The organism is Labrenzia sp. VG12, from assembly GCF_002237595.1.
GTDB lineage: Bacteria > Pseudomonadota > Alphaproteobacteria > Rhizobiales > Stappiaceae > Roseibium.
On record NZ_CP022529.1, the window covers coordinates 1,742,077 to 1,766,952 of the forward strand.

Sequence of the window (24,876 nt, forward strand, 5' to 3'; positions counted from 1 at the left end):
AACTGTCCGCGATTGTTCCGTTATACCTGGGTGATCAGCTGCCTTGAGCCCCCTTCCCTTGCGACGGCGCAACTTGGACCCACGGTTCACGAAGTCGCTGGAACGTTTGCCTTTGCGATATCCGGCAGCTCCGCAAAAGGTCTGCGGAAAGTTCAAAGGGCAATTCGGGCGCCGTACGACCTGGACTACGGATCAGAACAGGGTGTCGTCTGCGACAGTAGACCAGCGACCGGAATTCACCCGCACGAACTTCGTTTCCCGCTTCCGGGTCTGTTCCGCTTCCGAGACATCAAATGAATCTTCGGCGCTGCGCAGCGCCAGGGCAATGCTGCCCACCTGCTGCGCCTGCACAATGATCTCGGACTGGTTGAGGCTCAACTCCAGTGTTGCGGTTCTCTTGGGCGACAGATTCTTGGTCTCCTGTTCGCCGGCTGTCGTGCTGTCGATGGCAAGAACACGGATGTTCTGCAAAATCGTGTCGCTGATCAGATTCTTGTCGACGAGCTTTCTCGTCAGGATGACATCCACCTTGTCACCGGGAAGGATAAACCCGCCAGCCGACGTCTCCTGTTCCACCCTGACAGCGATCGCACGTTTTCCTTTTGGCAGGATCGCAGCCATATAGCCCTTGTCCGTGTTGATAAGTCTTTCAGCCCGGATCGGTTCCCCTGAATAGATTCGGTCCCTTGCGATCATGCCGACATAGTTTTTGCTGGCAGCCGGATCGCCTGTTTGAAGGATGACCCCATTTGCGAGGGTTCCCTCCGGCCACTCTCGCCAGGCAATATCGGTCGCCTCGATCTTCTTTCCCAGGGGGATGTCGTTCAGCGCGATCAACACCTTTTTCGAGACAACCACAGGCTCCACCATGGCAGGTGGCTGGGTTTGATTGTCCATGACGAGCCTGTACGCCATAAAGCCCGCACCTGCTGCAAACAGCAATACCAGCAATCGAAGGATCTTCATGTCCAGGTCCAGTGCTTCCAGAAACCGAATGTCGCCTGGAGACACTCTAGGACCATCGCGTCAAAACAAGACTTATGAGAAAGTGAAAATTCGAATTAATAGTTCCGAAACTTGGCACCGGATCGAAATTACCCTAGGTCACAAGAAGAAAATATCCGATCTGAACTTACAAGAATACGGGTCTATTGAGCTGCCGGAGCTTCCCCACTGCCTCCGGGCAACGCCGGATCCCCAGGTGTCAGGTAACGCTCCTGGGCAAGAACCGCCGATTTGCCGTCACGATTCAGGTTCGTGTTGTACGCTCGAGGTGGAAAGGGCCTTGCGGTGTGAATGGCCATATTTGCCTCCATCGCGTTTCCGGCACCGAACGTGACCGTGTCGCGATGGCTCATATAGTCCGCGCAACCGGCAAGCAGGGCTGCCGGCAGCAGGACACAGACCCACCTAGTTTTTCGAATAGACATAGCCCGCCTCAAGTTCGAGATCGACAATATGACCGTATGGTCCAATGAGCCCCGCCCCTTCGCGATATTTGCGCAGCATGTCCTTGTTGACCTCCAGCAGACCAAGCGCAAACATCTCGACATCATCGGCAGGCCGGGTGCTGTCCAGCGGAGAGGCAAGATTCTCACTGGGATTTGCCGGACGCACGAGGCGTGGCGTTGCCACAATCACGAGATCCGTTTCCCGCTTCTGGAAGCTCGTCGACCTGAACAGTGTGCCGAGTACCGGAACCTGCCCCAGCCAGGGAACCTGACTGATATCCCGCTGGTCAATGTTGTCCAGAAGCCCCGCCATGGAAAAACTCTGGCCATCGCGAAGCTCAATCACGGCTTCGGCGCGCCGGGAACGGAAGCCGGGATTTCCGTTGACATTGATCGATCCGTCAATATCGCTGACCTCGGTCATGACACGCAGGTTGATACGACTGTTGTCGAGGACCGTCGGAACGAATTCCAGCCGAACACCAAAGGGGCGATAGTCGGTGGACGTCGCAACACCACCTGAGTTGGAGACAGCCGTCTGAATCGGGACTTCGCCGCCGACATGGAAACGCGCGGCTTCTCCACTGATCGTCGTCAGGTTGGGCTGCGCAAGCCGGCGCACGAGCCCCTTGCCTTCCAGCGCATCGATAATGGTATCGATGCGTAGACCGGCGGTCTCGAGCACCTTTGCAACCAGAGTGCCAAAGGGCAGAGCCCCCTGCTGGGCCACGCTGGCACCTGACCCAAGAACCGCAATCAGCCCACCTGAGGAACTATCGACACCGGTCTGAACCCGGGCACCAACCGTGCTGACGTTTCCGTTGTCCGACCGCCCGATCCAGTTCACGCCGAGATCCCGTCCGATCGCACGACTGGCCTCCAGCACCCTGATTTCCAGTGCAACCTGCTGCGGACCACGAACGCTGAGCGCGTTGATCACAGGGGATTCCGAGAATTGCTGTGCGACCTCGATAACCTTTGTCAGCTCGGTCGCGTCGTTGACGCTTCCAACCAGTCTTATGCGGTTGCCGACATTGGAAACGCGAACCTGTGCAGTTGGCGCCACGGCGCGGACCGCCTGCGCAACATCATTGAAATTCAGCTGGACTCGAACCTCAATCACGCCAAGCAATGCCTTGCGGTCATTGTAGATCGAGATGTTGGTCAGCCCCGGGGACTTGCCTTGAATGTAAAGAGACTGGCTTGAAAGCGGGACAATATCCGCAACATCCGGATTGCCGACGACCAGGTCGGAAAAGGTACGGTTGGTCCGGACGGTTCTGGTTGTGCCCGGCGGCATGGTGACCTTCGACACTCCGCCGCCGTTGACGACCAGCGTCACCTCGTCGACCTGCGCCCGAGCCACTTGCGTGGCGCAAATGCCTAGCACGAGCCCTGTAGCCAGCGAGGCTGCTGTCAGAAGCAACCGGGCTCGCTGGAGCTTGATGTTGCTGAGGCTTTTCAATTCTCACGCGACATGAAACCACGTCCCCTTCAAGATTTTGTTTTTATCTGCGTCAGATCAGGGACGCCTCCGCCGACTCGTTACTGACCATCTTGTAGTCCTGGCGATTAATACCCCGTGAAACACCATAGAAAACATTGAGTCGAAACGTGCCTTCGGGACGGAGATTTGATTCTACTCTTCACAGGACTTAGTATTTTTCTCAATCCCCGCCGCACCTGCTCTTCAAACCGGCCAAACGGTCAGAACTCTGCTTGCCAGTCCAACCTCGGTGTATCTCCTCTCCTTGCGGGGCATCGATATTGTTTCCGGGCACTGTTCAATGTCTCGAACGCGGCAACCTTCAGAAGAACCATGTTCGGCATGTTGGCCCGTCACGTTACCTCTTCATTTCATAGCGGACTTTCCCGTCTGCGGTCGTAACCCTGCTGAAGAGCGCGACCGCATCTTCCGGCGGCCCTCCATACGAGATCGCGGGACCACCTGAGGGCTGGCTCGGGACGAACCGCTGAGTGTCCTGCCCGGACAGTTCCGGGGTCAGCAGGAGTTCTGCCGTCGCCGTTCCGAAATAGGCGCCGTCATTGCGGATCATTGTGGAAATACGCTCCACCGTGGAGGCCGGATCCCTGCGCCCCCTCGTAACAAGACTGACATCGGACCGGATGGCCCCCATGCGTTGATCCATTTTTGAAAGCCTGTGCTGAACGCCGTTGTTCATGATGTCCACGCGCGCCAGTATCCGCTTCTCGAACTCCTGCAAGCCCGCGAGCTCTTTTCTGACCGCGTTCAGTTCGGAATTGAGCGACCAGGACAGAAACAACCCGCCAAACAGCAGCAGGGCAAGCACGATGGAAACGACGTTCAGCGCGATCACGACGCGGATCTGGCTGAAGCGGGTATTATCCTGCCCTGCCGGATCCTCGGCCGAAACCCCGGACCGGACCAGCCTGGACAGGCTGCGGCTCCTGACAATGGTGAAGTCCGGGGGGATCGCGCTGTGTTTCATTCATCCCCGCTTCGCAAACGACACACTGTTACCCAACAGCTGCAGATTGTTTACTGTGGTCTGATTGTTCGGATCGAGTTCGTAGGCCTTCAGAAAATAGCGACGTGCAGCCACGAGATTGCCGCGCAGAAGATAGGAATAGCCGACATTGTTCAGATATTCGGGACGGCCGGGGATCATTCCCGCAAGAACCCTGTAGCCCTGATCTGCACTGTCGAAGCGCCCGACCATGTCGGCAGATGCCGCAAAACCGATCCACGCCACCGGATCCTTGGGATAAACAGCGACTGCCTTTCTGTAGATCGAATAGGCCTTTCCGTAGTTCTTCGCCTTGAACTGGACCTGCCCCTGCTTCAGCAATTCGTCATCTCGATAATAGGAGACATCCGACAGATCGTCGTTCGTGAAGGCCTTGTCACCGTAAGTCGAAAGGTCGCCCAGGTTATCCGACTGACAGCCGCTCAGGATGATGAGCAGCGCTGCAACGAGCGGGACCTTTTGACTGAGCGACATCTACTTTTACCCTGACTATCCACTCAAGACACAAACGGAAACAGACACTCCGCAGAATTCACAGTAATTAAATTCCACTTCATAGCAATTAATAACTATCGATCAAAAATATTAAATATTGGCAAAAAATTTTAATAGATAAAATTACCTATTGCGCCTCCGTCATTCTAACAATATCAAAGATTGCCAAACAAATACCCCCCTTTCTACTTTAGATTGTCTTTCGCAAGTCCATACACCAGGATTATTCCATGTAAAATCAGCACCTTGACTGAATGCCCGAACTTGAACGGGTCAATGGTCTCACGGAGACTGGTTCTGCCCCAACAGCACAACCGGTCACCGTTGGAGCCGCGTGGCCAGGCCGTATATTTTGTCTTGCCGCACCATTCCAGCGCCTATGAACGCCGTCGAAACCTTCGCGGGCAAGAACGCATCATCCCAGGAAGAGGTCTCGTTGCTGCAGCACCGGACCAGGACGCGCGCCTTTCACAAAATGACTGAAAGCAATACGGCGCCCGGGGCAAGGGCAAAGTCCGAATGAAGACTGCCCACCGATCAAAGATTTTGGCAGGGCATGTTTTCAAATGCTGCCAGCAAAGGGCCTGATCGCTGTCTTCTACTCCACGCCGCCCATATACTTGGCCTGGTCGATCAGCTGCTGGCACTTCGTCTCGTTGCCCGCTTTCCGTTCCTTGTTGGCTTCCTGAAGCAGCGCGCGCATCTTTTCTGCCGTGGTGATGTCGATGCCCTCGCGCTGATGGTGATCGACCGCATGTTCCACCTTGCTGATATCCTTGCTACACTGCGTAGCGGCGGTGGTGGGGGCCGCCACCAGACTGAGCGCAAAAACGGCCAGGCCAGTCCGGATCAAACGACTGATGCGCATGGGATCTCCTTTAGCTGCTGCGCGGCGAAGGTACCGAAGGCGTATGAAGCCTGCCCTCTCCTGAACTCTCTCTACATCATCCGATGGTGCAGATCCGTCATGATCCAGAGGCTGCCGCCGACCATGATGAAGATCAGAACCGCTGCAAATCCCAGAAAAAAGACATTTTCGACTGGCGTCGATTTGAGGTCGAGGTGAAGAAAATAGACGAGGTGCACGATGACCTGCATCACCGCACCAGCAGCAATGACCGCATAGGCTGGCGGTCCGGTCAGCAGCCCGGCACCGACGACCGTGAAGGGAATGGCCGTCAGGATCACCGCAAGGGCAAATCCGATGATGTAACGGGCGGCCGGCCGATCGGCAAATCTGTGCATGACTTTGCTCCTACATCACGCCGGGCAGGTAAACGACCGAGAAGATCCCGATCCAGACAATATCGAGAAAGTGCCAGAACAGCCCCAACCGGAAGACCCGGGAACGCACCGGCTGAGTGAGGCCCTTGACCTGGATCTGGCCAATCATCACCACGATGCCGAGGCAGCCGAAGGCGACATGCAAACCATGGGTGCCGATCAGCGTGTAAAAGGCCGACAGGAACCCGGACACATCCGGCCCCGCCCCCTTGGCGATCATGCCCTGAAACTCGACCATCTCCATGGCCAGGAACCCAAGGCCGAGCAGCAGCGTCACGATCAGCCAGCGCACCACGTGGGTCTGGTTCCCCGCCCTTTGGGCGATCGACGCAAAGCCGAAGGTGAGACTGGAAATCAGCAGAAGCGCCGTTTCCCCGGCCGTGTGCCGCAGGTCGAACAATTCATTGGAGGTCGGCCCGGCGGCGGAGTTCTTAGACAGAACCACATAGGTCGCAAACAGCAACGCAAAAATGATTGCGTCGGTCATCAGGTAAATCCAGAAGCCGAATTCCCGGGCTTCCAGCGACTTCTTCTCTTCTTCTTCCAGAACGGCTGATACGGACATCCGGCCTCTCCTCAAACCGATCCGGGCAGCGGTGCGCCGGAGGCGGCCCCGCGTGGCACGAATTCACGCATGTCGTGCATGTCCGCCGGCGAGATCTGCGCCAGCCTTGCCTGCTCGATCTTTGCCACGTCGGCGGCGGGCAGTACATATTCGGAATTGTCGTCCGACGCCCTGATGCCGACGCAGATCAGCGACAGGACAAAACAGAGCGCAACCAGCCACCAGATATACCAGACAAAGGCAAAGCCGAGACCGAAGGCCAGCGCACCGAGCACCGGCCCGATCCAGGTGTTTTTTGGCATGACAATGTCTTCATAACTTGCCGGCGGCAGGTAGGCTTCCCCGCGGATTTTCATGTCGTGAAACGCATCCAGATCCCGCACCTCGGGCAGAACTGCGAAATTATAGGGCGCGGGCGGCGACGACGTTGCCCATTCCAGGGTGCGGCCGTTCCAGGGATCACCGGTGACGTCCCGGGCCGAGCCCCAGTTGCGGGCAGAGACAATCAGCTGGACCGCAATGCAGACGATGCCGATCAGCACACAGACCGCGCCCAGCGCGGCCACCACAAGGTAGGGCTGCCAGTTCGGGTCGGCATAGTGCTCCATCCTCCGGCTCATGCCCATGAAACCGAGCACGTAAAGCGGCATGAAGGCGAGATAGAAGCCGATGATCCAGAACCAGAACGAGCGCAGCCCCCATTTGACGTCAAGCTTGAAGCCGAAGGCCTTGGGGAACCAGTAGTTCATGCCGGCGAAATAGCCGAACAGGGCGCCGGGGATCAGCATGTTGTGAAAATGCGCGACCAGGAAGGTTGAATTGTGCATCAGATAGTCGGCGGGCGGCAGCGCCAGCAGCACGCCGGTGACACCACCAATGACGAAGGTCACCATGAAACCGATGGTGAACACCATGGACGGGTGATACTCGATCCGCCCCCTGAACATCGTGAACAGCCAGTCGAAGATTTTCACGCCCGTCGGCACTGCGATGATCATCGTGGCGATGCCGAAGACCGCGTTCACATTGGCCGAGGAGCCCATGGTGAAAAAGTGATGCAGCCAGACGGTGAAGGACAGAAGCGCGATACAGGCCGTGGCATAGACAAGTGAGGCATAGCCGAAAAGGCGTTTGCGCGAGAAGGTCGCGACCACTTCGGAAAAGATGCCGAAAGCCGGCAGGATCAGGATGTAGACTTCCGGGTGACCCCAGATCCAGAGCAGATTGGCGTACATCATCATGTTGCCGCCATCGCCATTGGTGAAGAAGTGGAAGCCGAGCGTCCGGTCCAGCGTCAGCTGGGCGGCAACAACGGTCAGCGCCGGAAAGGCAAAGGCGATCAGGATAGAAATGCACAGCGCCGTCCAGGTGAACAGCGGCATGCGCATGAAGGTCATGCCCGGACAGCGGTTCTTGACGATGGTGACAATGAAATTGATGCCCGACAGCGTCGAGCCGACACCGCTGACGATCAGGGCCCAGAGCCAGTAATCGACGCCGACACCGGGACTGTATTCGATGCCGGAATACGGGGGATAACCCGTCCAGCCGGCCTGCGAGAACTTGCCGATCACCAGCGACACCAGCACCAGCGCGGCCCCGGCAGCGGTCATCCACAAACTGACGGAGTTCAGAAAGGGAAAGGCAACATCGCGGGCACCGATCTGCTGCGGCACGATGATGTTGATCAGACCGGTCAGGAACGGCATCGCCACGAAGAAGATCATGATCGTGCCGTGGGACGAGAAGATCTGTTCAAAATGCTCCGGCGGCAGATAGCCCTCGCTGTTGAGCGCAATCGCCTGCTGGGCTCGCATCATGATGGCGTCAACGAACCCGCGCACCAGCATGACCAGTGCCAGCACCACATACATGATGCCGATCTTCTTGTGATCGACGCTGGTCAGCCAGTCGGTCCAGAGCACCTTCCAGGCGCGCAGATACGTTATCAGCAGAAAGACGACGACACCGCCGCCCACCGTGACAAGCGCGCCGCCCATGGCCACCCAGGAATAGAACGGCAGGGCATCGATGGTCAGACGTCCCAGCATTATGAATCCCCCTCGCCGTCGGCATGGCCCTGATGAGCCGGCGCTGAGACCGGCGCATATTTTTTCAAGATCGTCTTGAAGAGGTCCGTCTCGTAGCTGCTGTAATAAGTAACCGGATCGGCGATGCTCTGCTTGTGCAGCTCCGCGTAGGTGGCCGCATCCAGAGAAGAACCGCTGCCACCAGCCTTGCCACTCCAGGCCTTGAAGTCGGCCTCGCTCATGGCATGGGCCTTGAAATGCTGGTCGGAAAAGCCGTCTCCGGAATACATGGTGTTGCGGCCCATGAAGACGCCCGGCTCGTCGGCAATCAGGTTGAGCTCGGAGCGCATGCCGGCCATGGCATAAATCTGACCGCCAAGGGCCGGGATCATCAGCGAATTCATCACCGTGTCGGATGTAATTTCGATGCTGAGCGGCCGATCGGCTGGAAAGGCCAGTTCGTTGAGACTGGCAGTGCCCAGTTCCGGGTAGAGAAACAGCCACTTCCAGTCGAGTGCGATGGCCTGAACCTTGAATTCGGGCTTGTCGGAAGTGAGCGCCTTGTAAGGATCGAGCCGGTGAGTCGATTCCCAGACCAGGGTGCCGATGGCGATCACGATGGCCGCGGGCACCAGCCAGACAACGGCCTCGATGGTCCAAGAGCCTTCCCAGTCGGGCGTATAGGCCGCGCCGTTTTCGCGGCGCCGGTAGCGCCAGGCAAAGACCAGCGTGAGAAGGATGGCGGGTATCGCCACAATCATCATCAGCCAGAAGGCCGTGAACAGAAGGTTCCGTTCCGCCAGGGCGATAGGGCCTTTTGGATTGAGCACCGGCGCATCGGAAAGCGCACAACCGGTGAGAAGAAGACAGGAGACCAATAGAAGGCTCAGCCGCGCCACGCCATGAAGCCGTCGGGAGATAATTCCGGCAATCGCGTCCAACATGGCTCCTCCTTTTCAAAGGACAGAGACAGTCAATGGATGAGCCCGACGCGTCAGAACGAAGGACAAAGGGCTCGATGAAAATCGCTGGCGGCACTGCACCGCCTGAATCGGAATAAGTCTTGCGAGAAAGCGTAGCCGAGCCCATCCGGCATGGAAAGCCATGTGATCAAGAAATTCAAAAGAGCCTTACCGGGGCATGTGATTTCCCCTCTCGGAAGTCTCAATTCGGTTCCCGCAGCGACCGCAGCACGGTGAACGAGGCTGGACAAGCCCAACGCAATTTGAAAGATGAAACAGGACGCTATCGACCGGGTGGGAAGGACCGAAGGATGCCGAAATCATTTAACGTAAAAGAGCACGTGGCTCATATGGAAGCCGTGATGCACCTGACCATCGAGGACAATTGGCGGCCTGTGGTAGAAATGCACATCGCAGCCATCGAGAAGGCGGCCGAGCAGGTTCTGGACTTCCCGATGGACGCCGATATCGAAGCCGCGCCGGTCTTTGTGCCATGAGCGGGGCGGACGACACCTTGCGCTCCTGGACAGCGACACAAACCGCCTCAGCCGTTGCCAGCGGCGAGACCAAGGCCCTCGAAGTTGCCTATGCGGCTCTGCAGTCCATCGAAACGCTCAATCCCAAGGTCAATGCCTTCACGGATATTCTCTCCGAACGGGCGCTGCTCGAAGCACGCGCGGTGGATGACGCCCTTGCCGACGGCCGGACGCTGCCCTTGGCCGGCGTCCCCTATGCGGTCAAGAACCTTTATGACGTTGAAGGCCTGACCACGCGCGCGGGCGCCAGGATCAACCGCGAAAATCCGCCAGCAAGTGCCGATGCAACGCTCGTCCACAAGCTGAAAGAAGCCGGCGCTGTCCTCGTCGGTGCCACCCACATGGGCGAATACGCCTATGATTTCACCGGCGAAAGCGCGCATGACGGCATCTGCCGCAATCCGCATGATCTCAGCCGCATGACCGGCGGGTCCTCCTCCGGCTCCGGCGCAGCCCTCGCAGCCGGCATGGTGCCGCTCGCCATGGGTTCGGACACGAACGGTTCGATCCGGGTGCCGGCCTCCTTCTGCGGCCTCTTCGGACTGAAGCCGACCTATGGCCGCCTTAGCCGTGCCGGTACCTATCCCTTTGTCGGCAGCCTGGATCACCTGGGGCCCTTGACCCGTTCGGCGGAAGACCTGGCGCTCATCTTCGATGTGTTGCAGGGCCCTGACCCGGCGGACCCGGCCCAGGCACCTCATCCGCAAATCGAAACCCTTGCGCATCTGGACCAGGGCATCGACCAGCTGAGGATCGCCGTCGCGGGTGGATATTTCAAGGACAAGGCCCTCCCCGAAGCCCTCAACGCAACCGATCTCGTCGCCAAGGCCCTCGGGGCCAATCTGGAAATCGATATTCCGGAAGCCGCCCGGGCACGTGCCGCGGCCTATGTGATCACCGCGGCAGAGGGCTCCAGCCTGCACTTGCAGCGGATCCGGGAACGGCCTCGGGATTTTGACCCGGAAACCCGCGACCGCTTCCTGGCCGGCACGATGGTCCCTGCCGTCTGGCTGCAACAGGCGCAGCGGTTCCGGTCCTGGTTCCGGGATCTCTTCCGCAAGATCTTCGAAAAGGTCGACATTCTTCTGGCCCCGGCAACGCCTTTCCCGGCCCTTGCCTCCGGCACCAAGACCTTCACCATCAATGGAGAGACCATGCCGGCCCGGCCGAATATCGGGCTCTTCACCCAGCCTATTTCCTATATCGGCCTGCCGGCGGTCACCGTCCCGATCTGGCTACAGGGCGCCGGGCTGCCCATTGGTGTTCAGGTGATTGCCCCGGCCTGGCGCGAAGACCTCGCCTTGCGGGTGGCGCATCATCTTGAGGTCACAGGTGTTGCCAGGGCCCCCGTTGCAGATCTTGCCGGCTGACCTTCCATGGCCTCTGCTCCACCCAAACCCAGGAACACCCTGACGCTGGTTCAGCTGCGCGCGCTGGAAGCCGTGGTGCGTACGGGCAGTTTTTCGGCCGCAGCCAAGGAGATCGGCGTTTCACAACCCTCCATCTCCAACCATGTCCAGGGCCTCGAAAGCCGCTTCAAGACCAAGCTGCTCGCCAAGGTCGGCTACAGTGTCTCCGCAACACCCGCACTTCAGGGCCTGTTGCCGCGTATCAGGGCCGTTCTGGCCCTGGTCGGTGATCTGGAAACGGAGCTTTCACACCAGCGGGCGCTCGCCTCCGGCGAACTTCGGATCGGTTACTCGACCTATCAGCTGGCGATACCCAGGATCTCGACCTTCATGTCCAGCCATCCGGAAATCGCCATCGAAGCCCGGGCGCTTGCCACCCAGGATATTCTCGATCTCTTCGAGGAAGGCGAGATCGACATCGGCTTCATCACCGGCCGGGAAGTTCCGGCGGGCCTCGACGGCGAACTTCTGGTCAAGAGCCGTATCGTGATTGCCGCTCCGCCCGATCACCCTCTGGCCGCTCAAGACAAGGTCACCTGGGCCGATGTCGGCAAACTCTCGTTCTTGCAGCGCGAAGGATCGTCGGGCACACGGAAAATCTTCGAGGCCGCCGCGACCATAGCCGGCCAGAAACCCAATACCATATTGGCGCTCGGGTCGTGGGGGTCCATTGCCACCCTGATCCGCTCCGGTGTCGGCGTGGGAATCGCCATGGAAGCGGAAATCACCGATCGCGACGGCTGTATTGCGATCCAGATCGACGACCCGTCCCTGGTCGCCCATCATTATGTGGTCTGGCACAGGGACATGGCCAATGTCGCCGCGGTCGAGGCCTTTCGCAAAAGTCTCAAGGGTGTTTGACACTTCGGTGTCAGAGCTCACTCTATAATAAAAAGCTATACTTCTCCGAATTACATTGAAATGACGAATTCAATGCTTGATTAGGCTTCGAAGCATATCCGGTCGAAAGCCCTGCGATGATCATACAAACGCCAAGTCTCAAACGCACCCAGGATCATAAGCTCCATGAACCGCAAAAGAGGTGTTTGTTGAACGATCGAACGCCAGCCGCAGGCAACAAGATCGTGGCGCCTGAGATCGCGCTCGATCAATTGAGACTGCGCCGAAATCGGCAGCCTTTGCACGATGGAAATGCCCTGGCTTTCCGCAGCCTTGCGGGAAAACCACTCCAGCCTCCAGGTGAAACGATGACAACAAAAGACGCCTTAGATCGCCCCAAACTCGGTGAGCCCTTTCTTCTGACACCCGGGCCGCTGACAACCTCGGCCGCCGTCAAGGAGGCCATGCTGAGAGACTGGGGCAGCTGGGACGGTGATTTCCGGGCCATGACCGCTTCCTTGCGCGCTTCGCTCCTGGAGCTGCTCGGCGAGGGTGCTGACGCTTTTGATTGCGTTCCGATGCAGGGCAGCGGCACCTTTGCCGTTGAAGCAATGCTTGCCAGCTTTACCCGCAAGGACAAAAAGACCCTGATCCTGAGCAACGGCGCCTATGGCAAACGCGCCGCCGAGACGATGGCCTATCTCGGACGCCCGGTCGAACTTCTCGACAAGGGCGACTACCTGCCGCCCCGTGGCGACGAGGTTGCAGCCCTGCTCGCCGCCGACCCGGAGATCTCGCATGTGGTCGCCGTCCACTGCGAAACCAGTTCCGGCATTCTCAATCCGATCAGGGAAATCTCGGATGCGGTTGCGGCGGCCGGGCGCACGCTCCTGATCGATTCCATGTCAGCTTTTGGCGCTGTCCCCTTGGAACCCTCAGAACTTGCTTTCGACGCGATTGTGTCCTCGGCCAACAAATGCATCGAGGGCGTTCCCGGCTTTGGCTTTGTCCTGGCCAGGAAATCCGCCCTGGAAGCAGCAAAAGGCAACAGCCATTCGCTCAGCCTCGACATCCATGCCCAATGGGCGCATCTGGAAAAATCCGGCCAGTGGCGGTTTACGCCGCCGACCCATGTTGTTGCCGCCTTCCTGGAAGCGCTCAAGGGCCACCAGCAAGAAGGTGGCGTTGCCGGCCGCGGCGCGCGCTACACACAAAACCGCGACGTGCTGGTTGCCGGCATGCGCAAGCTGGGTTTCGAAACCCTGCTCGATTCAAGGTGGCTGTCGCCGATCATTGTGACATTCTTCTGCCCGGCCGACCCGGCTTTCGCCTTCCCAGAGTTCTACGACCGGATGAAAACCCGCGGCTTCATTCTTTATCCCGGCAAGCTGACCGTCGTTGAAAGCTTCCGCGTCGGCTGCATCGGCCAGATGGACGAACACATCATGCGCGACGTCGTTGCCGCTGCCCGCGACGTTCTGACCGAAATGGGCGTTGAAAGTGCCGCACCACCGGCCGAGGCCCTGGTGGAACGCGCCCGTCTCGCCGCCTGACCCGACAAGAAAAAGGAAAAACCCCATGAGCAAATTCAAGGCTGTCGTTTTTGACTGGGCCGGGACCATGATCGATTTCGGCTCCTTCGCCCCGATGGGCGTCTTCGTCAAGGCGTTTGAGACTTTCGGCATCACCGCCTCCATCGCCCAGGCGCGCGCGCCGATGGGCAAGCCGAAATGGGACCACATCCGCTCCATGATGGACGACCCCGACATCGCCGCGCAGTGGGCAGACAAATACGGTGCAGCCCCGACGGACGCGGATGTCGACAAGGTCTATGAGGTCTTCGTGCCGATGAACGAAGACGTCGTGGCCGACTTTGCCGATCTCGTTCCGGGCGCGAACGATGTGATCAAGAATCTGCGTTCCAGGGGCATCAAGATCGGGTCCACCACCGGCTACACCCGCTCGATCATGGAACGCGTTCTGCCACGCGCTGCCGAACAGGGCTATGAACCTGACAACCTGATCTGTGCCGATGACCTGCCGGAAGGCCGTCCGGGCCCGCTCGGCATGTATCAGTGTTTTGTCGATCTCGTCGCCTATCCGCCGAGCGCCGTGATCAAGGTCGACGACACCGAACCCGGCATTGCCGAAGGCGTTGCCGCCGGTTGCCTGACGGTCGGACTGGCGCTCTCCGGAAACTACGCCGGCAAGACACCGGAAGAACTCGCCGCCCTGCCGGACGCCGAAGTCGAGGCCATTCGACTTCACGCCACCGCAAAACTCAAGGAAGCCGGCGCGGACTACGTGATCGATACGGTCGCCGATCTCCCGGCGCTGCTGGAACAGCTCGAGGCGGCATGACGAACCGGCCGAACATTCTCCTGATCACGGCGGACCAGTGGCGGGGTGATTGCCTCGGCACGGTCGGTCACCCCGTGGTCAGGACGCCCAATCTCGATGCCTTTGCAGAGACCGCAACGGTGTTCGAACAGCATTATGCGGCGACAGCGCCCTGCTCTCCGGCGCGCGCCTCGCTCTATACTGGGCTCTATCAGCGCAATCACCGGGTTGTTGCGAACGGCGCGCCGCTGGACGACCGTTTCGACAATATCGCCCGCGCCGCCCGCCGGGCCGGCTACACGCCGACACTCTTTGGCTATACCGACACCTCGCCGGATCCGCGCCTGCATGACCCGAACGATCCGGCTCTTCAGACCTACGAAGGTGTGCTTCCCGGCTTCGAAGTTGGCCAAAGCCTGCCAGAAGACGACAAGCCCTGGCTCTCCTGGCTCGCCACACGCGGCCATGATCCAGGCAGCTTCGAGACGATCCACCAGGTCGAGCCGGAGGATGGCGAAAGGATCTCCCGGAAAGCGCCCGCTTATTCAAAGGAGGAGACCCAGACGGCTTTCCTGACCAACCGGTTCCTGTCCTGGCTCACCGAACAGGACAGCGAGACGCCGTGGATGGCGCATATCTCCTTCCTGCGCCCGCATCCGCCGATCACCGTCCCGGCGCCTTACAACACATTGTATGACCCGGCAGACGGGCCGGATTTCGCAGGCAGCGCCACCCCGGAAGAGGAAGCTGCTTTCCACCCACTGATTGCCGCGCTTCAAAATCACCAGCGCCTGGCCAGCCACATCCCGGGCGCGACAGAACATGTGCGCGACCTGACGCGGCACGATCTGAAACGCCTCCGCGCGCTCTATTACGGCATGATTTCCGAGGTTGACGCCCAGCTTGGCCGGATCTTTGACGCACTGGCGCCGCAGGACAACACGCTGATCATCTTCACTTCCGACCATGCGGAAATGATGGGTGATCACAGGATGCTCGGCAAAGGCGGGTTCTACCGCGAAAGCTATCATGTCCCGCTGATGATCAAGGCACCCGGCAATGCCAGGGCCAACCGGGTCTCGTCCTTCACCTCGGCCACCGACATCTTCCCGACGCTGCTCGATCTCCTGGAACTCGACCCGGAACACGCACCGGATGGCGCCAGCCTTCTGCCCTATCTGTCCGGCGAGACACCGCTCGACTGGCGAGACGCGGCGCTGTTCGAATTTGACTACCGGCAGCTGGCCGAAACCAATCCGGACCTGTTGTCGGACGCCGCCGGCAAGGGATCAACAGCCGTCGTCTCGCGCCTCGGCACCGACTGGCACTATGTCCACGCGTCCGGGCTGCCGGGTCTTCTGATGGACGCTACCGGCAGTTCTCTGGAGAACAAGGCCGCAACGCACCCGGAGATCGTTCTGGCGCAGCTGGAAGCCATGCTGTCGGAACGTCTGGCCCATAATGACGAAACCCTCGCGCGGACCCTGGTCTGGGACTATTACGCGCAATAGACGCACTTATCTGCCTAGTTTTAGGTCCCGTTAAACCGTGTCGCTGAGAATGACGCAGAAACGGGACCTGAGAACATGCGCAAGTTGTCAAGGAAAACCAGTGGCAAGAGGCCGGCTCACGGCGGCATCCGGAGAAGCGCGCGTCTTGCGGGACTGATGCTATCGGCACTCGTCGCACTGCCCGCCGAGGCCGTCGAGTTGAAGGTCATCGACAGCACCGACGCGCCCTGGCCCTCGATCGGCCGGGTGAATGTGGCCGGCTACCGGTCGACCTCCATGTGCACCGGCACGCTGATTGCGCCCAATCTCGTGCTCACCGCCGCCCATTGCCTCTACAACAAGAACACCCTACGCCCCTTCCCGGTCGACGATCTGCTTTTTATGGCCGGTGTTCGCCGCGACGAATATGCGGCCCGGCTCGAAATCGCCTGCGTCCATCCCGATGCCGATTATGTCCCGCGCAAGCGGCCGAAACTGCGCGATGTCCATGACGATGTCGGCCTGATCGTCCTGAAGGAACCAAGCACACTGCCGCCGGTCCCGGCCCTATCGCTCGAAGAAGCTGCCGTCCTGACCAAGGACACACGTTTCCAGTCTGTCGGCTATCGCCGCAGCCGCCGCTTCCTGCCGACCGTCGTAGAGGACTGCAAGGTCATGGGCACGGCTGAAGACAGCTGGGTCACCAACTGCGCCTCCGAGGCCGGTGCTTCCGGCGGACCGCTTCTGGTTCAGACCCCGGATGGTCTCCGCGTCGCCGGCGTGATGTCGGCCAAGATCGACGATGTGCGCTCAGCGATCGTGCCGTTTTTCGAATGGCAGGAATTGTTGGAGAAGCCGAGTTGCGGCGGGGCAGAAGGGGCCGAGGTGCCAGCACTGAGGTTGTCGACGGACGCGAGCGACTGAGCCTCGCCCCAACCCCATCAAAGACGGTTGAGAAAGCAGCGCCGAAAACCGCAGTCAATCTTTGTTCGCGCAGATGCGTCAGAATGGTTAAACGAGGTTACTCCTTTGCTTAACCTTCGACTTTCGACAAAGACACCCAAAAATCTTCATCGCACAAACCATGCATCGAAGGTGCTCTGGTTCCGTCACGAACAACAACTGAAGAAGAAAAGGCTGCCTTAAACCAGAGCCGCATTACCCGGCCCAATCAGTGGCTGCGATTAGGTCAAAACTGCTTCAGCACAAAAGGTTTATGATCAAAGACTGCGGCAAGCGGCAAAGGTAGCTCCCTTCACATTCAATGATGTGGTCCTTTCATAAACCTCAGAGCTCACAAATACCAATTTGTGCGCAAGCGCTCCACTGCCAAACCATTGTTTTGACTTGAACATTGCTGTTTCGACTTTACTTTTTGGAACTGGTTGAAAGCCTTTCGGATTATAGGGGTATTTCATGCCCCCACACTTTTCACATCGCACTGGTGCGTATTCAGTCCCCAGATCCAGCTCAACCTCACACTCAATATTCAATTGGACGATATCATCAATTGTCGATCCGCTCTTGTGGTAAATAACAGTACGACAGCCAATTCCGAGCGGCTTGAATATTTGGCTATAAATGTTCTCTCTAACAAAATACTCATCAAATACCCAGTTCAATTGAAGCATTGTTTTAGCACCCCAAGAAGGTTGCTTTGACATTCGAAATGGAGCTTTTTGTTTTAATCCGATGCCGCACGAAGGACAGAATTGACTATCATCGTATGTTTCATTTCGATAGCCAAAATCGTCATCAGGTTGCGGGTATCCAAAATGCCAAGAAGACCGAATTTCTAGCGACTGAGCGCTCTTTAATTCCGACCTTGTAAATCTTGTCTCGGCGATATCGACGGCTTGGTATTTTTCAATTAAGCTCTCAAAGGCTGGCCACCTCGGATCGTCCTCAAATACTTTAAAGGAAGCAAAACCAGGTTCGCAATCGAATCCCAAGTTTGCTAACTCGATCCGAGACGTGGCGTCGATGTTCAAAGAAACATTATGAAGTATTCGCATTGCGGGCGCTCTTTAATCCTCCTTTTTCAGAACCTGTACTTCCGGCGCGTAAGAAAGGCGCCGATCCTCATGTTCTCCATTTTCCAGCATGTAACTGACCTTTCTCGCGACAGTTTCGGGCACGAAGTCATTTTCATCCACAAAGATCAGCCCTTTCGGATTTAACTCCAAAGCCCGGTCGGGATCTCCGACATCACGAATGTCCGCCCAAAGCCAATTCCATTCAGCGCAATAGAACAAGATATTGCTGCCGAATTCCGAAGGACAGCGGACAAGAAAGACGCCGTGACTGTTTCGCTCCGCAGCACGGTCGTCCTCAAATACAAGCCTCTTCATTTCAAGCCTTTAGTAGCCCCTCAGCCAGACAACTTTTCAACACGACCAACGAGCTTTGTACTCAAACCGTGTTTCTTCAAACCGGCCCGCACCGTCCACCAGGAGACCAGAACAACAAGCATGAGATCCAGCACCGGTGACACCACGGTAAACATGAGCGAATTCAGAATGGCCTCGGACTGTTCCTTGAATTTCGCAAGGTCACCTGTTTCCCAGAACTCCATTTGCCAGAAACCGGAATTCCAGATGAACACAAACCCCATTGCGGTCGACAGCACGAACCAAACCAGACAAAAGCGCCAGAAGATGCTCCACCAGACGGGCAGTGTTTCCTTGTAAGTCATCGCGTTCAAATTCCCTGGTCACCGGCATTGTCATTTTTCAGAATGCAGATCGCAGTAGCGCAGTTTCCGCTCTTCTGACAACTCCCACCCATTTTTCACTGCCCCTGGGCATCAACCCCGGCTATGGTGCTGATCCGATGTCCGGACAGAGCCGGTCTCCGAGCTGGGGGCAAGCGATCCCGGCAAGACCGTCAGGCAAAACACGTCGCAGGCCATGAACCAGTCCCCACCACCGCCCAGTCCTGAAAAAGCGCAGCCGGTTTCGACGGAAAAGCTGGCATTTGTCTCCAGCGACACGGAGGAAGCCATGAAGGCGCGCCGGGAACTGGCGCACCGTTATGGCAGCGTGCCGGTGACCGATGCCGATGTGATCGTGGCGCTTGGCGGTGACGGCCTGATGCTGCAGACGCTGCATGCCCATATGGGCAGCGGCACGCCGATCTACGGCATGAATCGCGGCTCCGTCGGCTTCCTGATGAACGAATACCGCGACGAGGACCTGAGGGACCGTCTGTCGAAGGCAGACGTCACCACGATCCGACCGCTGGAAATGACGGCGACGGATGAGGACGGCACGGTGCACAGGGCGCTTGCCATCAACGAAGTCTCGCTGCTGCGCCAGACCTCGCAGGCCGCCCGCCTGCAGGTCTCGGTGGATGGCCGCACCCGGCTGGAGGAACTCGTCTGCGACGGCATCATCGTGGCGACACCTGCCGGCAGCACGGCCTATAACCTCTCCGCCCATGGCCCGATCCTGCCGATCACCGCGCAACTTCTGGCACTTACCCCGATCAGCGCGTTCCGGCCGCGCCGCTGGCGGGGCGCCCTCTTGCCCAACTGGGCGCAGGTGGATATCGACATTCTCGACGCCGGCAAACGCCCGGTCAGCGCCTCCGCCGATCACATCGAAATCCGGCGGGTCACCTGTGTTTCGGTGCGCGAGGCCACAGACACGGAAGGGTTGATCATGTTCGATTCCGACCATGGCTGGGACGAGCGCATCCTGACGGAAATGTTCCGTTATTAGGTGCCGGACCCGGTTGCGGAAACTCCCTGTTAAGCATGATTGACCATACTGCCGCCAAAGGCTTTTTAGCCGAACAATGAGGGCATTCCGCGTTATGGCCGACACAGCCAAGGATCAGGAGTACGAAATCTTGACCCCTCCGACCGATCTCAGATCGAAGGTTCGTGAACTCACGCCTCGTGAGGCCAAGAAATTCGACCCGGTCAAGGCCGCGGAAGCCGCCCTGCAGCGGATTTCCTCCCATTTCGGCAACTGGATGGACAACGAGACCCGCGACCTCCTGAGCGCCTGGGAAAGCATCAAGATCGACGGCCTCACCGAGGACAGCCTCGCCACGCTGTTCCAGGCCGCCCACAACATCAAGGGACAGGCCCTGACCCTCGGCTTTCCGCTGGTCGGCGAGGTTGCCGCTGGCTTCTGCCACCTGATCGAGAACATCCCCTCCCCGGACAAGCTACCGCTCGAACTTGCCGGCCGCTATGTCGAGGCCATCCGTGCCATGGTCATGGAAGGCGCCAAGGACGATGCCAACAAGACCGGGGTGGAGCTTTTGCAGACGCTGCTAAGCGTAACGGATGACTACCTGGCGCAGTTTCCGAAGAAGCAAGAAGAGGCCTGAGGTCTTACCTCATTGACCAACGACAAACGCCCGTTGACCGGTTTCTAGTCGACTTCCTGTGCTCAAACGCCAGGATGACCGCTGAACTTGATAGCGGACAGCAGGCGGACGACTTGCAAGCCGATCGGGCAAGAACAGACATCCTGGAAAATTGTGGCTTTCGCGTTATCCGCAGCTGGAGTGCGGACGTGTCGCCAGACATCAAAGCCGTGCAGGAAGACATCCTGTCACACTTCAAACACGGCAAATGACGCTGCTTCGAGAAGTTTCCAATGCAGGGCACACAAAGGCGGCTCGACCCGACTTCCCCACCCCACGGGAGAGGTGACTCTGGTTCAGCTGCCGTTAGCGGCCCAAGAGCTTCCGCTTCACAGGAAACTGGACGCTGTCATCGGTTGATGCTGATCTGCTGAAGAGGCCTTGGCGTTTGCGGCCAGCTGTTGCCTCAGGCAGCAGCCGTCACCTGCAATCCGCTGTTCTTCAGCAGCAACCGCGCCTCAAGGCGGGCGACATCAATCGCAAAGCGGCGCAGGAACGCAACGACGTCTTCATCCGCCCCCAGCGCACCGTCCTGCATCTCGGCCAGCAGCGTTTCGGTGAGCATGCGCGCTTCGTCCAGCGGCAGGTCATAGGTGAAATCCGCATCGGCCTGACGGGCAATGTCGATGGCCAGCAGAAAGGCCTGGTGCGCGCGCAGTGGCAGGCCGGCTTTTCTGAGGATTGCCTGAAGCGCCGACCGGCGCACGCTCACAAGCAGCTTGCACAGACGGGGCAGCGGCACACCACCGAGATTGGCCAGTGACGCTGCAAAAAACCGCAAGCGGCCACAGCAGACGGCGCGCAGCAACAGCCTTGTGGTCAGTTTGCCGCTCTGGCGCAGATGCTCTACAAAATCCGGCAAGTCTTCCGCTCCGGCTTCCAGCGCCAGACGCAAGACAACCTTGTCCTCCGCATCACTGAGGAAGGCCGCGCGCTGGTGTTCCGGCACCCGCTCCATCACGATCGGATGGTCGTCCAGGTTCTGCGCCAGCCGCATCAGCAGCTGGAAGCGCATGGCAAGCGGCAGGTCACGGGTCTTCAGCAGCTGATCGCACAGATCCGGCCGGTCCTCGAACCGCTGGGCCAGACGCAGAAGCGAGGATTGCAGCACTTTGGCCGTTCTATTTTCCAGAAGCGTCCGGCAAGCTGCCTCGCAGCCGACTTCGCAGATGGCCGCGCAAAGAGAGGCCGGCAGTGTATCCCGCGCCGCAATGGCGCATTGAACTGCATCGCTGCCCTCCGCCAGGAGATCGACCAGTTCGATGTCGGTGAGAATCGGCGACTGGGTCAGAACGGGAATGGCAACTTCATCGACGTCATGCGCAAGGCATCGGATGACATGTCCCGGCGCATGAGCGCTTGCGGCAAGCACGCTGGCGATGGCCTTGCGCACCGGCCGGCTCGGATCGTCGAGAAGAATCGTTAGGGCTGCGGCCATGCTGGTCCGTTCCTGGCTGCCCGGGTCGGCGGCCAAATACCGCTCCGCAAACTCCTGTGCGGCCTGTATGTCCAAGGTGCGCTCGTCATCGTCGCTGGCGTGCAGAATGTTTTGTTGGGTCATGGCGGTAAAACGATCTTCCCATATGTACAGGTTAATCCTGACATCAAAGGCTTAACGATCGGTTCACCATAATTTTGCCAAGGTTCAAAAATTACTGCCGGCTCACGCGGGCGGCAGCAATTCCCGTTGTTCCTCTTCGGCCTTCAGCCGCAAGAAGCGGGTCAGATCCAGAGGGCCACCCTGATTGGCCAATGCCAGCTCCTGGGCCTGCACCTGGCTGGAAGCCCCGGAAAGCGCACTGTAGAGAGCCGCTTCCTCGACCGCTGCAAAGGCAGATGCAAATCGCGGATTGACGTCAGCCTGGGAAGACCCCTGGTCATTGCGGAACAGGGCTTCAAACGGGTTGGCGGTCTCCGTTGCCTGGAAGGCAGACAGAACACGTGTGGTGGCGTCAAAATCCGTCCCCTCTATGGACGCTTCCCGAGGGTTCTGGGGCGTTGGCCGAGTGGCCGCTGCCACAACTGTTTCCTCAAGGAAGGTCGCACTGGGTGTTGTCTCGACAGGTTTGCCCGGGCGCGCGTCCGGTATCGGGACCTTGGCCACAGCCAGTTCCAGAGGATTGTCTTCCGGCAATTGCGGAACCGCAGGTTCGGCAGCTGCGACCTGAACAGGAGGTTGCGGCTTGGACCGCATGGCAAAGGCCGCTGCAGGATCACCGGCAAGATGATCGAAATTCTGCGGTGCGACCGGGACGCCGCGCACAGGCTTGGCATTCGGCAATGTCGCGACCTGAAGCAGTTCTCCGGAGTTGCGCAGGTCCTTCTTGCCGCTGGCCTGGGCAATCATGGTCACCGCGTCATGTTTGGACACAATGACTTCGTAGACTTCCTGCATCGACCGGGCCTTGCCATTGCGCTCATAGAAGATGGGCTTGTTGGCACGAGCCTGCGCGGAGAACATCTTGTCCGCGCGCATGTCCGGATTGGCGTTGGTGGCGTCGATCAGCCTGCTCGCCCCATGGGCCCCCAGGAAATGCGCCATGTAGAGTTCACCGTCGGTCGGCTCACGGCCGATCTTGCGCTCCAGGTACTGGGCATTCTTCTGTGTCAGCGCCCCTGCCATGGTCGACGAGATTTCCGGATCCTTGCGCAGATCCAGTATCTCGCGCCGCATTTGAGGGTCGCTCACATAGTATTTGCCGCTCTTGGCCCGCTTGATGTGGTCTGAGTATTTGTCCAGCCCGTGTTTCGGCCCGGCTTCCTTCATTGTTTCCAGCCAGGTGGATTCAATGAACTGGAACAGCCCTGTTGCACTGGATGTCTTTGCTTTGGCAGACGGGTTGAATGACGACTCCCGTGCGGCCGTCTTCACCAGGTAGTCGAAGGACGTACCCGTAGAAGTACTCGCAGACTGAAACGCAAGCTCGATCCGAGACGCGACCGAGGCAGTATCAGCAACCCGCATGGCGCTTTCTCCTCGACGGAACTAAGTTATTACTTCGTTAACTTTCGCGCCCAAATGGTTAACAAAACCTTAACAACACACAGGAGGCGCTTATAGAGGTCTCAAGCTGAGTTCTTTTTCGTTTCAGCCTGGGCAGATCTACTGATGGATGGGTCCGGCAGTGTGGACATCAAGAGAAATCCGGACCTTTTCTTGGGAAAAACGCGCCAAGAAAAATCTGCAAAGCAACGGCTTCTTAACCGGCTGAAACCGAGTCGGCAACCGTTTCATGAAAAAAGGCGCCGACTCGGCCGGCGCCCTGGGCTGTTGGCGGTTAGAAATCGCGTGCGAACCGGCTAGACCTTGGGCCGCCCCATCTGGAAAACCTCACCGACAGCGGCATAATCCATGTAGCCGAGCCGCGACAAAGGCTTATAGCGCGTCACATCGACAAGACCGTCAACGAGGACGCTGTCGTCGATGTGAATGCCGACAACCTGCCCGAACACGACATAACTGTCCGTTTCTGTGCCATCCAGGCCCGACATACGAAGCGTCTGCAGGTGTTTGCATTCCAGCGCGGTGACTGCATTTGCAACCCGTGGTGCCTTCACCAGCCGGGACGGTGCCATATCCAGTCCGGACAGGTCGAATTCGGACGTGCCATGCGGAACCGCGGCCGAGCTCTGGTTCATCTGGTCCTTCAGGTCCAGGCTGACCATGTTGCAGACAAATTCACCCGTCGCATCCACATTGCCGACGCTGTCCTTGTAGCCGGAGGAGGAAAACATCACGATCGGCGGTGTGTCGCAAACGGCGTTGAAGAAACTGTAGGGGGCGAGATTGGGTTTGCCTTCCTGATCCAGCGAAGAGATCCAGCCGATGGGCCGCGGCGCGACGATGGCCTTGAACGGATTGTGCGGCAGGCCGTGGTCGTTTTTCTCGGTTTCGTAGAACATGGGTCAGTCAGTCTCGGTCCAGTTGGAAATCAGGTCGTCTAGGTCGGGACGCGGCCTTTCGACCGGTGGCTGCGTTGCAGTCCCGATCTGAATGAAGCCGGCAAATCGTTCGCCCGGGCGCGCTCCCAGATAGGCAGCGGCCCGTTCATCGAAAGTGTACCATTCGGTCAGCCATTGGGACGCGTAGCCCGCAGCAGCAGCGGCGGTCACAAGGTTCATGCAGACCGCGCCTGCGGAGAGCTGCTGTTCCCAGACCGGAATCTTGGGATGCTCTGCCGCCTGGCTGACCACACCGATGATCAGCGGCGCACGTGTGAACCGGGTCAGTTCCTTGTTTTTCTGATCATCGTCCAGCGGCCCGTTGAGCTCACCGTATCTCTGCGCCAGCCAGGCCCCTATCTTCTGGCCGTCGTCCGGCCTGAAAAGGATGAAGCGCCAGGGCGCCAGTTTGCCATGATCGGGCACGCGCGCGGCGATCGTCAGAAGATCCCTGACCTCATCATCATCCGGACCAGGTTCCGACATGGTAATGGCCGGGTGAGAGCGGCGCTTTCGCAAGAACGCCAGGGTGTCCGGCGAACCGGTCTTGAAATCCGACATGAATGTCCTGTCCCGCCTGTTGTGTTATGATCCACGTAATTCATTGACCGTAATTGTCAACTTTGATGACTGGGTCTTGAA

General features: G+C 58.7%; 27 protein-coding genes. 10 read left to right on the top strand and 17 right to left on the bottom strand.

All coding sequences use genetic code 11. The features are described 5' to 3' along the window. Window positions 1–192: 192 nt before the first annotated feature. The 10 genes from cpaB to cyoA all read right to left on the bottom strand — a co-directional run bounded on the left by cpaB (window position 193) and on the right by cyoA (window position 9,279). Window positions 193–966 (bottom strand): Flp pilus assembly protein CpaB, encoded by a 774-nt coding sequence (cpaB, locus tag CHH27_RS08035; RefSeq protein WP_094074595.1) that lies wholly within the window; start codon window positions 964–966, stop codon window positions 193–195. 182 nt (window positions 967–1,148) lie between these two features. Continuing rightward, entirely contained in the window at window positions 1,149–1,430 is a 282-nt protein-coding gene (locus CHH27_RS27575) for a hypothetical protein (protein WP_157738795.1), read from the bottom strand. Then, window positions 1,411–2,877, bottom strand: coding sequence for a type II and III secretion system protein family protein (locus CHH27_RS08040; protein WP_198338377.1), 1,467 nt, complete (start codon window positions 2,875–2,877; stop codon window positions 1,411–1,413). Before CHH27_RS08040 ends, CHH27_RS27575 begins: the two co-directional genes overlap by 20 nt. Before the next feature lie 418 nt (window positions 2,878–3,295). Then, complete coding sequence (locus tag CHH27_RS08045; RefSeq protein ID WP_094071121.1) at window positions 3,296–3,922, bottom strand: hypothetical protein; 627 nt, start codon at window positions 3,920–3,922, stop codon at window positions 3,296–3,298. Continuing rightward, complete coding sequence (locus tag CHH27_RS08050) at window positions 3,923–4,435, bottom strand: M48 family metallopeptidase (protein ID WP_094071122.1); 513 nt, start codon at window positions 4,433–4,435, stop codon at window positions 3,923–3,925. Between the two features lie 619 nt (window positions 4,436–5,054). Next, window positions 5,055–5,324 carry a hypothetical protein gene (locus CHH27_RS08055; RefSeq protein WP_094071123.1) on the bottom strand — a complete coding sequence of 90 codons (270 nt, stop codon included), beginning with the start codon at window positions 5,322–5,324 and terminating at the stop codon, window positions 5,055–5,057. Window positions 5,325–5,395: 71 nt separating this feature from the next. After that, window positions 5,396–5,701, bottom strand: a complete 306-nt coding sequence (gene cyoD, locus CHH27_RS08060) for a cytochrome o ubiquinol oxidase subunit IV (RefSeq protein WP_094071124.1) — start codon at window positions 5,699–5,701, stop codon at window positions 5,396–5,398. 10 nt (window positions 5,702–5,711) lie between these two features. Next, window positions 5,712–6,305 carry a cytochrome o ubiquinol oxidase subunit III gene (gene cyoC / locus CHH27_RS08065; RefSeq protein WP_094071125.1) on the bottom strand — a complete coding sequence of 198 codons (594 nt, stop codon included), beginning with the start codon at window positions 6,303–6,305 and terminating at the stop codon, window positions 5,712–5,714. Window positions 6,306–6,316: 11 nt separating this feature from the next. Next, the gene (cyoB, locus tag CHH27_RS08070; protein WP_094071126.1) at window positions 6,317–8,356 is read right to left on the bottom strand and encodes a cytochrome o ubiquinol oxidase subunit I; all 2,040 of its coding nucleotides are present in this window, start codon (window positions 8,354–8,356) and stop codon (window positions 6,317–6,319) included. After that, on the bottom strand, window positions 8,356–9,279 hold the full coding sequence (gene cyoA / locus CHH27_RS08075) for a ubiquinol oxidase subunit II (protein WP_094071127.1): 924 nt from the start codon (window positions 9,277–9,279) through the stop codon (window positions 8,356–8,358). The genes cyoB and cyoA overlap by 1 nt, the downstream gene beginning before the upstream one ends. Before the next feature lie 329 nt (window positions 9,280–9,608). Between cyoA and CHH27_RS27580 the strand changes: the two genes are divergently transcribed. The 7 genes from CHH27_RS27580 (at window position 9,609) to CHH27_RS08115 (ending at window position 16,836) form a co-directional block, all read left to right on the top strand. Then, entirely contained in the window at window positions 9,609–9,794 is a 186-nt protein-coding gene (locus CHH27_RS27580; protein ID WP_157738798.1) for a DUF4089 domain-containing protein, read from the top strand. Then, the gene (locus CHH27_RS08085) at window positions 9,791–11,203 is read left to right on the top strand and encodes an AtzE family amidohydrolase (protein ID WP_094071129.1); all 1,413 of its coding nucleotides are present in this window, start codon (window positions 9,791–9,793) and stop codon (window positions 11,201–11,203) included. The genes CHH27_RS27580 and CHH27_RS08085 overlap by 4 nt, the downstream gene beginning before the upstream one ends. 6 nt (window positions 11,204–11,209) lie before the next feature. Beyond that, entirely contained in the window at window positions 11,210–12,103 is an 894-nt protein-coding gene (locus tag CHH27_RS08090) for a LysR family transcriptional regulator (protein WP_094071130.1), read from the top strand. A 347-nt stretch (window positions 12,104–12,450) separates the two neighbouring features. Then, the gene (locus tag CHH27_RS08100) at window positions 12,451–13,635 is read left to right on the top strand and encodes a 2-aminoethylphosphonate--pyruvate transaminase (RefSeq protein ID WP_094071132.1); all 1,185 of its coding nucleotides are present in this window, start codon (window positions 12,451–12,453) and stop codon (window positions 13,633–13,635) included. A gap of 25 nt (window positions 13,636–13,660) precedes the next feature. Then, window positions 13,661–14,443 carry a phosphonoacetaldehyde hydrolase gene (phnX, locus tag CHH27_RS08105; RefSeq protein WP_094071133.1) on the top strand — a complete coding sequence of 261 codons (783 nt, stop codon included), beginning with the start codon at window positions 13,661–13,663 and terminating at the stop codon, window positions 14,441–14,443. Further along, entirely contained in the window at window positions 14,440–15,933 is a 1,494-nt protein-coding gene (locus CHH27_RS08110; protein WP_094071134.1) for a sulfatase-like hydrolase/transferase, read from the top strand. Before phnX ends, CHH27_RS08110 begins: the two co-directional genes overlap by 4 nt. 75 nt (window positions 15,934–16,008) lie before the next feature. Continuing rightward, a complete protein-coding gene (locus CHH27_RS08115; protein ID WP_094071135.1) occupies window positions 16,009–16,836 on the top strand; it encodes a serine protease in 828 nt (275 codons plus the stop codon). 296 nt (window positions 16,837–17,132) lie between these two features. Here the strand turns inward: CHH27_RS08115 and CHH27_RS27585 are convergent, their stop codons facing one another. Genes CHH27_RS27585 through CHH27_RS08125 form a run of 3 tightly spaced genes read right to left on the bottom strand, consistent with a single transcriptional unit; the run spans window position 17,133 to window position 18,607 of the window. Beyond that, on the bottom strand, window positions 17,133–17,927 hold the full coding sequence (locus CHH27_RS27585; RefSeq protein ID WP_157738801.1) for a hypothetical protein: 795 nt from the start codon (window positions 17,925–17,927) through the stop codon (window positions 17,133–17,135). A 12-nt stretch (window positions 17,928–17,939) separates the two neighbouring features. After that, window positions 17,940–18,263: a hypothetical protein gene (locus CHH27_RS08120; RefSeq protein WP_094071136.1), complete on the bottom strand. Its 324-nt coding sequence runs from the start codon at window positions 18,261–18,263 to the stop codon at window positions 17,940–17,942. A 20-nt stretch (window positions 18,264–18,283) separates the two neighbouring features. Further along, window positions 18,284–18,607: a hypothetical protein gene (locus CHH27_RS08125; RefSeq protein WP_094071137.1), complete on the bottom strand. Its 324-nt coding sequence runs from the start codon at window positions 18,605–18,607 to the stop codon at window positions 18,284–18,286. Window positions 18,608–18,821: 214 nt separating this feature from the next. Between CHH27_RS08125 and CHH27_RS08130 the strand changes: the two genes are divergently transcribed. The 3 genes from CHH27_RS08130 (at window position 18,822) to CHH27_RS08140 (ending at window position 20,504) form a co-directional block, all read left to right on the top strand. After that, entirely contained in the window at window positions 18,822–19,634 is an 813-nt protein-coding gene (locus CHH27_RS08130; protein ID WP_094071138.1) for an NAD kinase, read from the top strand. A 130-nt stretch (window positions 19,635–19,764) separates the two neighbouring features. Further along, entirely contained in the window at window positions 19,765–20,253 is a 489-nt protein-coding gene (locus CHH27_RS08135; protein ID WP_208988681.1) for an Hpt domain-containing protein, read from the top strand. A gap of 11 nt (window positions 20,254–20,264) precedes the next feature. Next, window positions 20,265–20,504 (top strand): DUF559 domain-containing protein, encoded by a 240-nt coding sequence (locus tag CHH27_RS08140; RefSeq protein ID WP_256386438.1) that lies wholly within the window; start codon window positions 20,265–20,267, stop codon window positions 20,502–20,504. Between the two features lie 194 nt (window positions 20,505–20,698). Here the strand turns inward: CHH27_RS08140 and CHH27_RS08145 are convergent, their stop codons facing one another. From CHH27_RS08145 to CHH27_RS08160, 4 genes are all read right to left on the bottom strand, one after another. Further along, on the bottom strand, window positions 20,699–21,853 hold the full coding sequence (locus CHH27_RS08145; RefSeq protein ID WP_094071141.1) for a DUF2336 domain-containing protein: 1,155 nt from the start codon (window positions 21,851–21,853) through the stop codon (window positions 20,699–20,701). Window positions 21,854–21,955: 102 nt separating this feature from the next. Beyond that, window positions 21,956–23,257: a transglycosylase SLT domain-containing protein gene (locus CHH27_RS08150; RefSeq protein WP_094071142.1), complete on the bottom strand. Its 1,302-nt coding sequence runs from the start codon at window positions 23,255–23,257 to the stop codon at window positions 21,956–21,958. 335 nt (window positions 23,258–23,592) lie between these two features. Next, entirely contained in the window at window positions 23,593–24,195 is a 603-nt protein-coding gene (locus CHH27_RS08155; protein ID WP_094071143.1) for a flavin reductase family protein, read from the bottom strand. Between the two features lie 3 nt (window positions 24,196–24,198). Continuing rightward, window positions 24,199–24,795, bottom strand: a complete 597-nt coding sequence (locus tag CHH27_RS08160; protein ID WP_094071144.1) for a nitroreductase — start codon at window positions 24,793–24,795, stop codon at window positions 24,199–24,201. Window positions 24,796–24,876 lie beyond the last annotated feature (81 nt).

Excerpts from the sequence above, each read along its gene's own strand:
- cpaB (WP_094074595.1), bottom strand. The coding sequence starts at position 966 with ATGAAGATCCTTCGATTGCTGGTATTGCTGTTTGCAGCAGGTGCGGGC.
- CHH27_RS27575 (WP_157738795.1), bottom strand. The coding sequence starts at position 1,430 with ATGTCTATTCGAAAAACTAGGTGGGTCTGTGTCCTGCTGCCGGCAGCC.
- CHH27_RS08045 (WP_094071121.1), bottom strand. The coding sequence starts at position 3,922 with ATGAAACACAGCGCGATCCCCCCGGACTTCACCATTGTCAGGAGCCGC.
- CHH27_RS08050 (WP_094071122.1), bottom strand. The coding sequence starts at position 4,435 with ATGTCGCTCAGTCAAAAGGTCCCGCTCGTTGCAGCGCTGCTCATCATC.
- CHH27_RS08055 (WP_094071123.1), bottom strand. The coding sequence starts at position 5,324 with ATGCGCATCAGTCGTTTGATCCGGACTGGCCTGGCCGTTTTTGCGCTC.
- cyoD (WP_094071124.1), bottom strand. The coding sequence starts at position 5,701 with ATGCACAGATTTGCCGATCGGCCGGCCGCCCGTTACATCATCGGATTT.
- cyoC (WP_094071125.1), bottom strand. The coding sequence starts at position 6,305 with ATGTCCGTATCAGCCGTTCTGGAAGAAGAAGAGAAGAAGTCGCTGGAA.
- cyoB (WP_094071126.1), bottom strand. The coding sequence starts at position 8,356 with ATGCTGGGACGTCTGACCATCGATGCCCTGCCGTTCTATTCCTGGGTG.
- cyoA (WP_094071127.1), bottom strand. The coding sequence starts at position 9,279 with ATGTTGGACGCGATTGCCGGAATTATCTCCCGACGGCTTCATGGCGTG.
- CHH27_RS27580 (WP_157738798.1), top strand. The coding sequence starts at position 9,609 with ATGCCGAAATCATTTAACGTAAAAGAGCACGTGGCTCATATGGAAGCC.
- CHH27_RS08085 (WP_094071129.1), top strand. The coding sequence starts at position 9,791 with ATGAGCGGGGCGGACGACACCTTGCGCTCCTGGACAGCGACACAAACC.
- CHH27_RS08090 (WP_094071130.1), top strand. The coding sequence starts at position 11,210 with ATGGCCTCTGCTCCACCCAAACCCAGGAACACCCTGACGCTGGTTCAG.
- CHH27_RS08100 (WP_094071132.1), top strand. The coding sequence starts at position 12,451 with ATGACAACAAAAGACGCCTTAGATCGCCCCAAACTCGGTGAGCCCTTT.
- phnX (WP_094071133.1), top strand. The coding sequence starts at position 13,661 with ATGAGCAAATTCAAGGCTGTCGTTTTTGACTGGGCCGGGACCATGATC.
- CHH27_RS08110 (WP_094071134.1), top strand. The coding sequence starts at position 14,440 with ATGACGAACCGGCCGAACATTCTCCTGATCACGGCGGACCAGTGGCGG.
- CHH27_RS08115 (WP_094071135.1), top strand. The coding sequence starts at position 16,009 with ATGCGCAAGTTGTCAAGGAAAACCAGTGGCAAGAGGCCGGCTCACGGC.
- CHH27_RS27585 (WP_157738801.1), bottom strand. The coding sequence starts at position 17,927 with ATGCGAATACTTCATAATGTTTCTTTGAACATCGACGCCACGTCTCGG.
- CHH27_RS08120 (WP_094071136.1), bottom strand. The coding sequence starts at position 18,263 with ATGAAGAGGCTTGTATTTGAGGACGACCGTGCTGCGGAGCGAAACAGT.
- CHH27_RS08125 (WP_094071137.1), bottom strand. The coding sequence starts at position 18,607 with ATGACTTACAAGGAAACACTGCCCGTCTGGTGGAGCATCTTCTGGCGC.
- CHH27_RS08130 (WP_094071138.1), top strand. The coding sequence starts at position 18,822 with ATGAACCAGTCCCCACCACCGCCCAGTCCTGAAAAAGCGCAGCCGGTT.
- CHH27_RS08145 (WP_094071141.1), bottom strand. The coding sequence starts at position 21,853 with ATGACCCAACAAAACATTCTGCACGCCAGCGACGATGACGAGCGCACC.
- CHH27_RS08150 (WP_094071142.1), bottom strand. The coding sequence starts at position 23,257 with ATGCGGGTTGCTGATACTGCCTCGGTCGCGTCTCGGATCGAGCTTGCG.
- CHH27_RS08155 (WP_094071143.1), bottom strand. The coding sequence starts at position 24,195 with ATGTTCTACGAAACCGAGAAAAACGACCACGGCCTGCCGCACAATCCG.
- CHH27_RS08160 (WP_094071144.1), bottom strand. The coding sequence starts at position 24,795 with ATGTCGGATTTCAAGACCGGTTCGCCGGACACCCTGGCGTTCTTGCGA.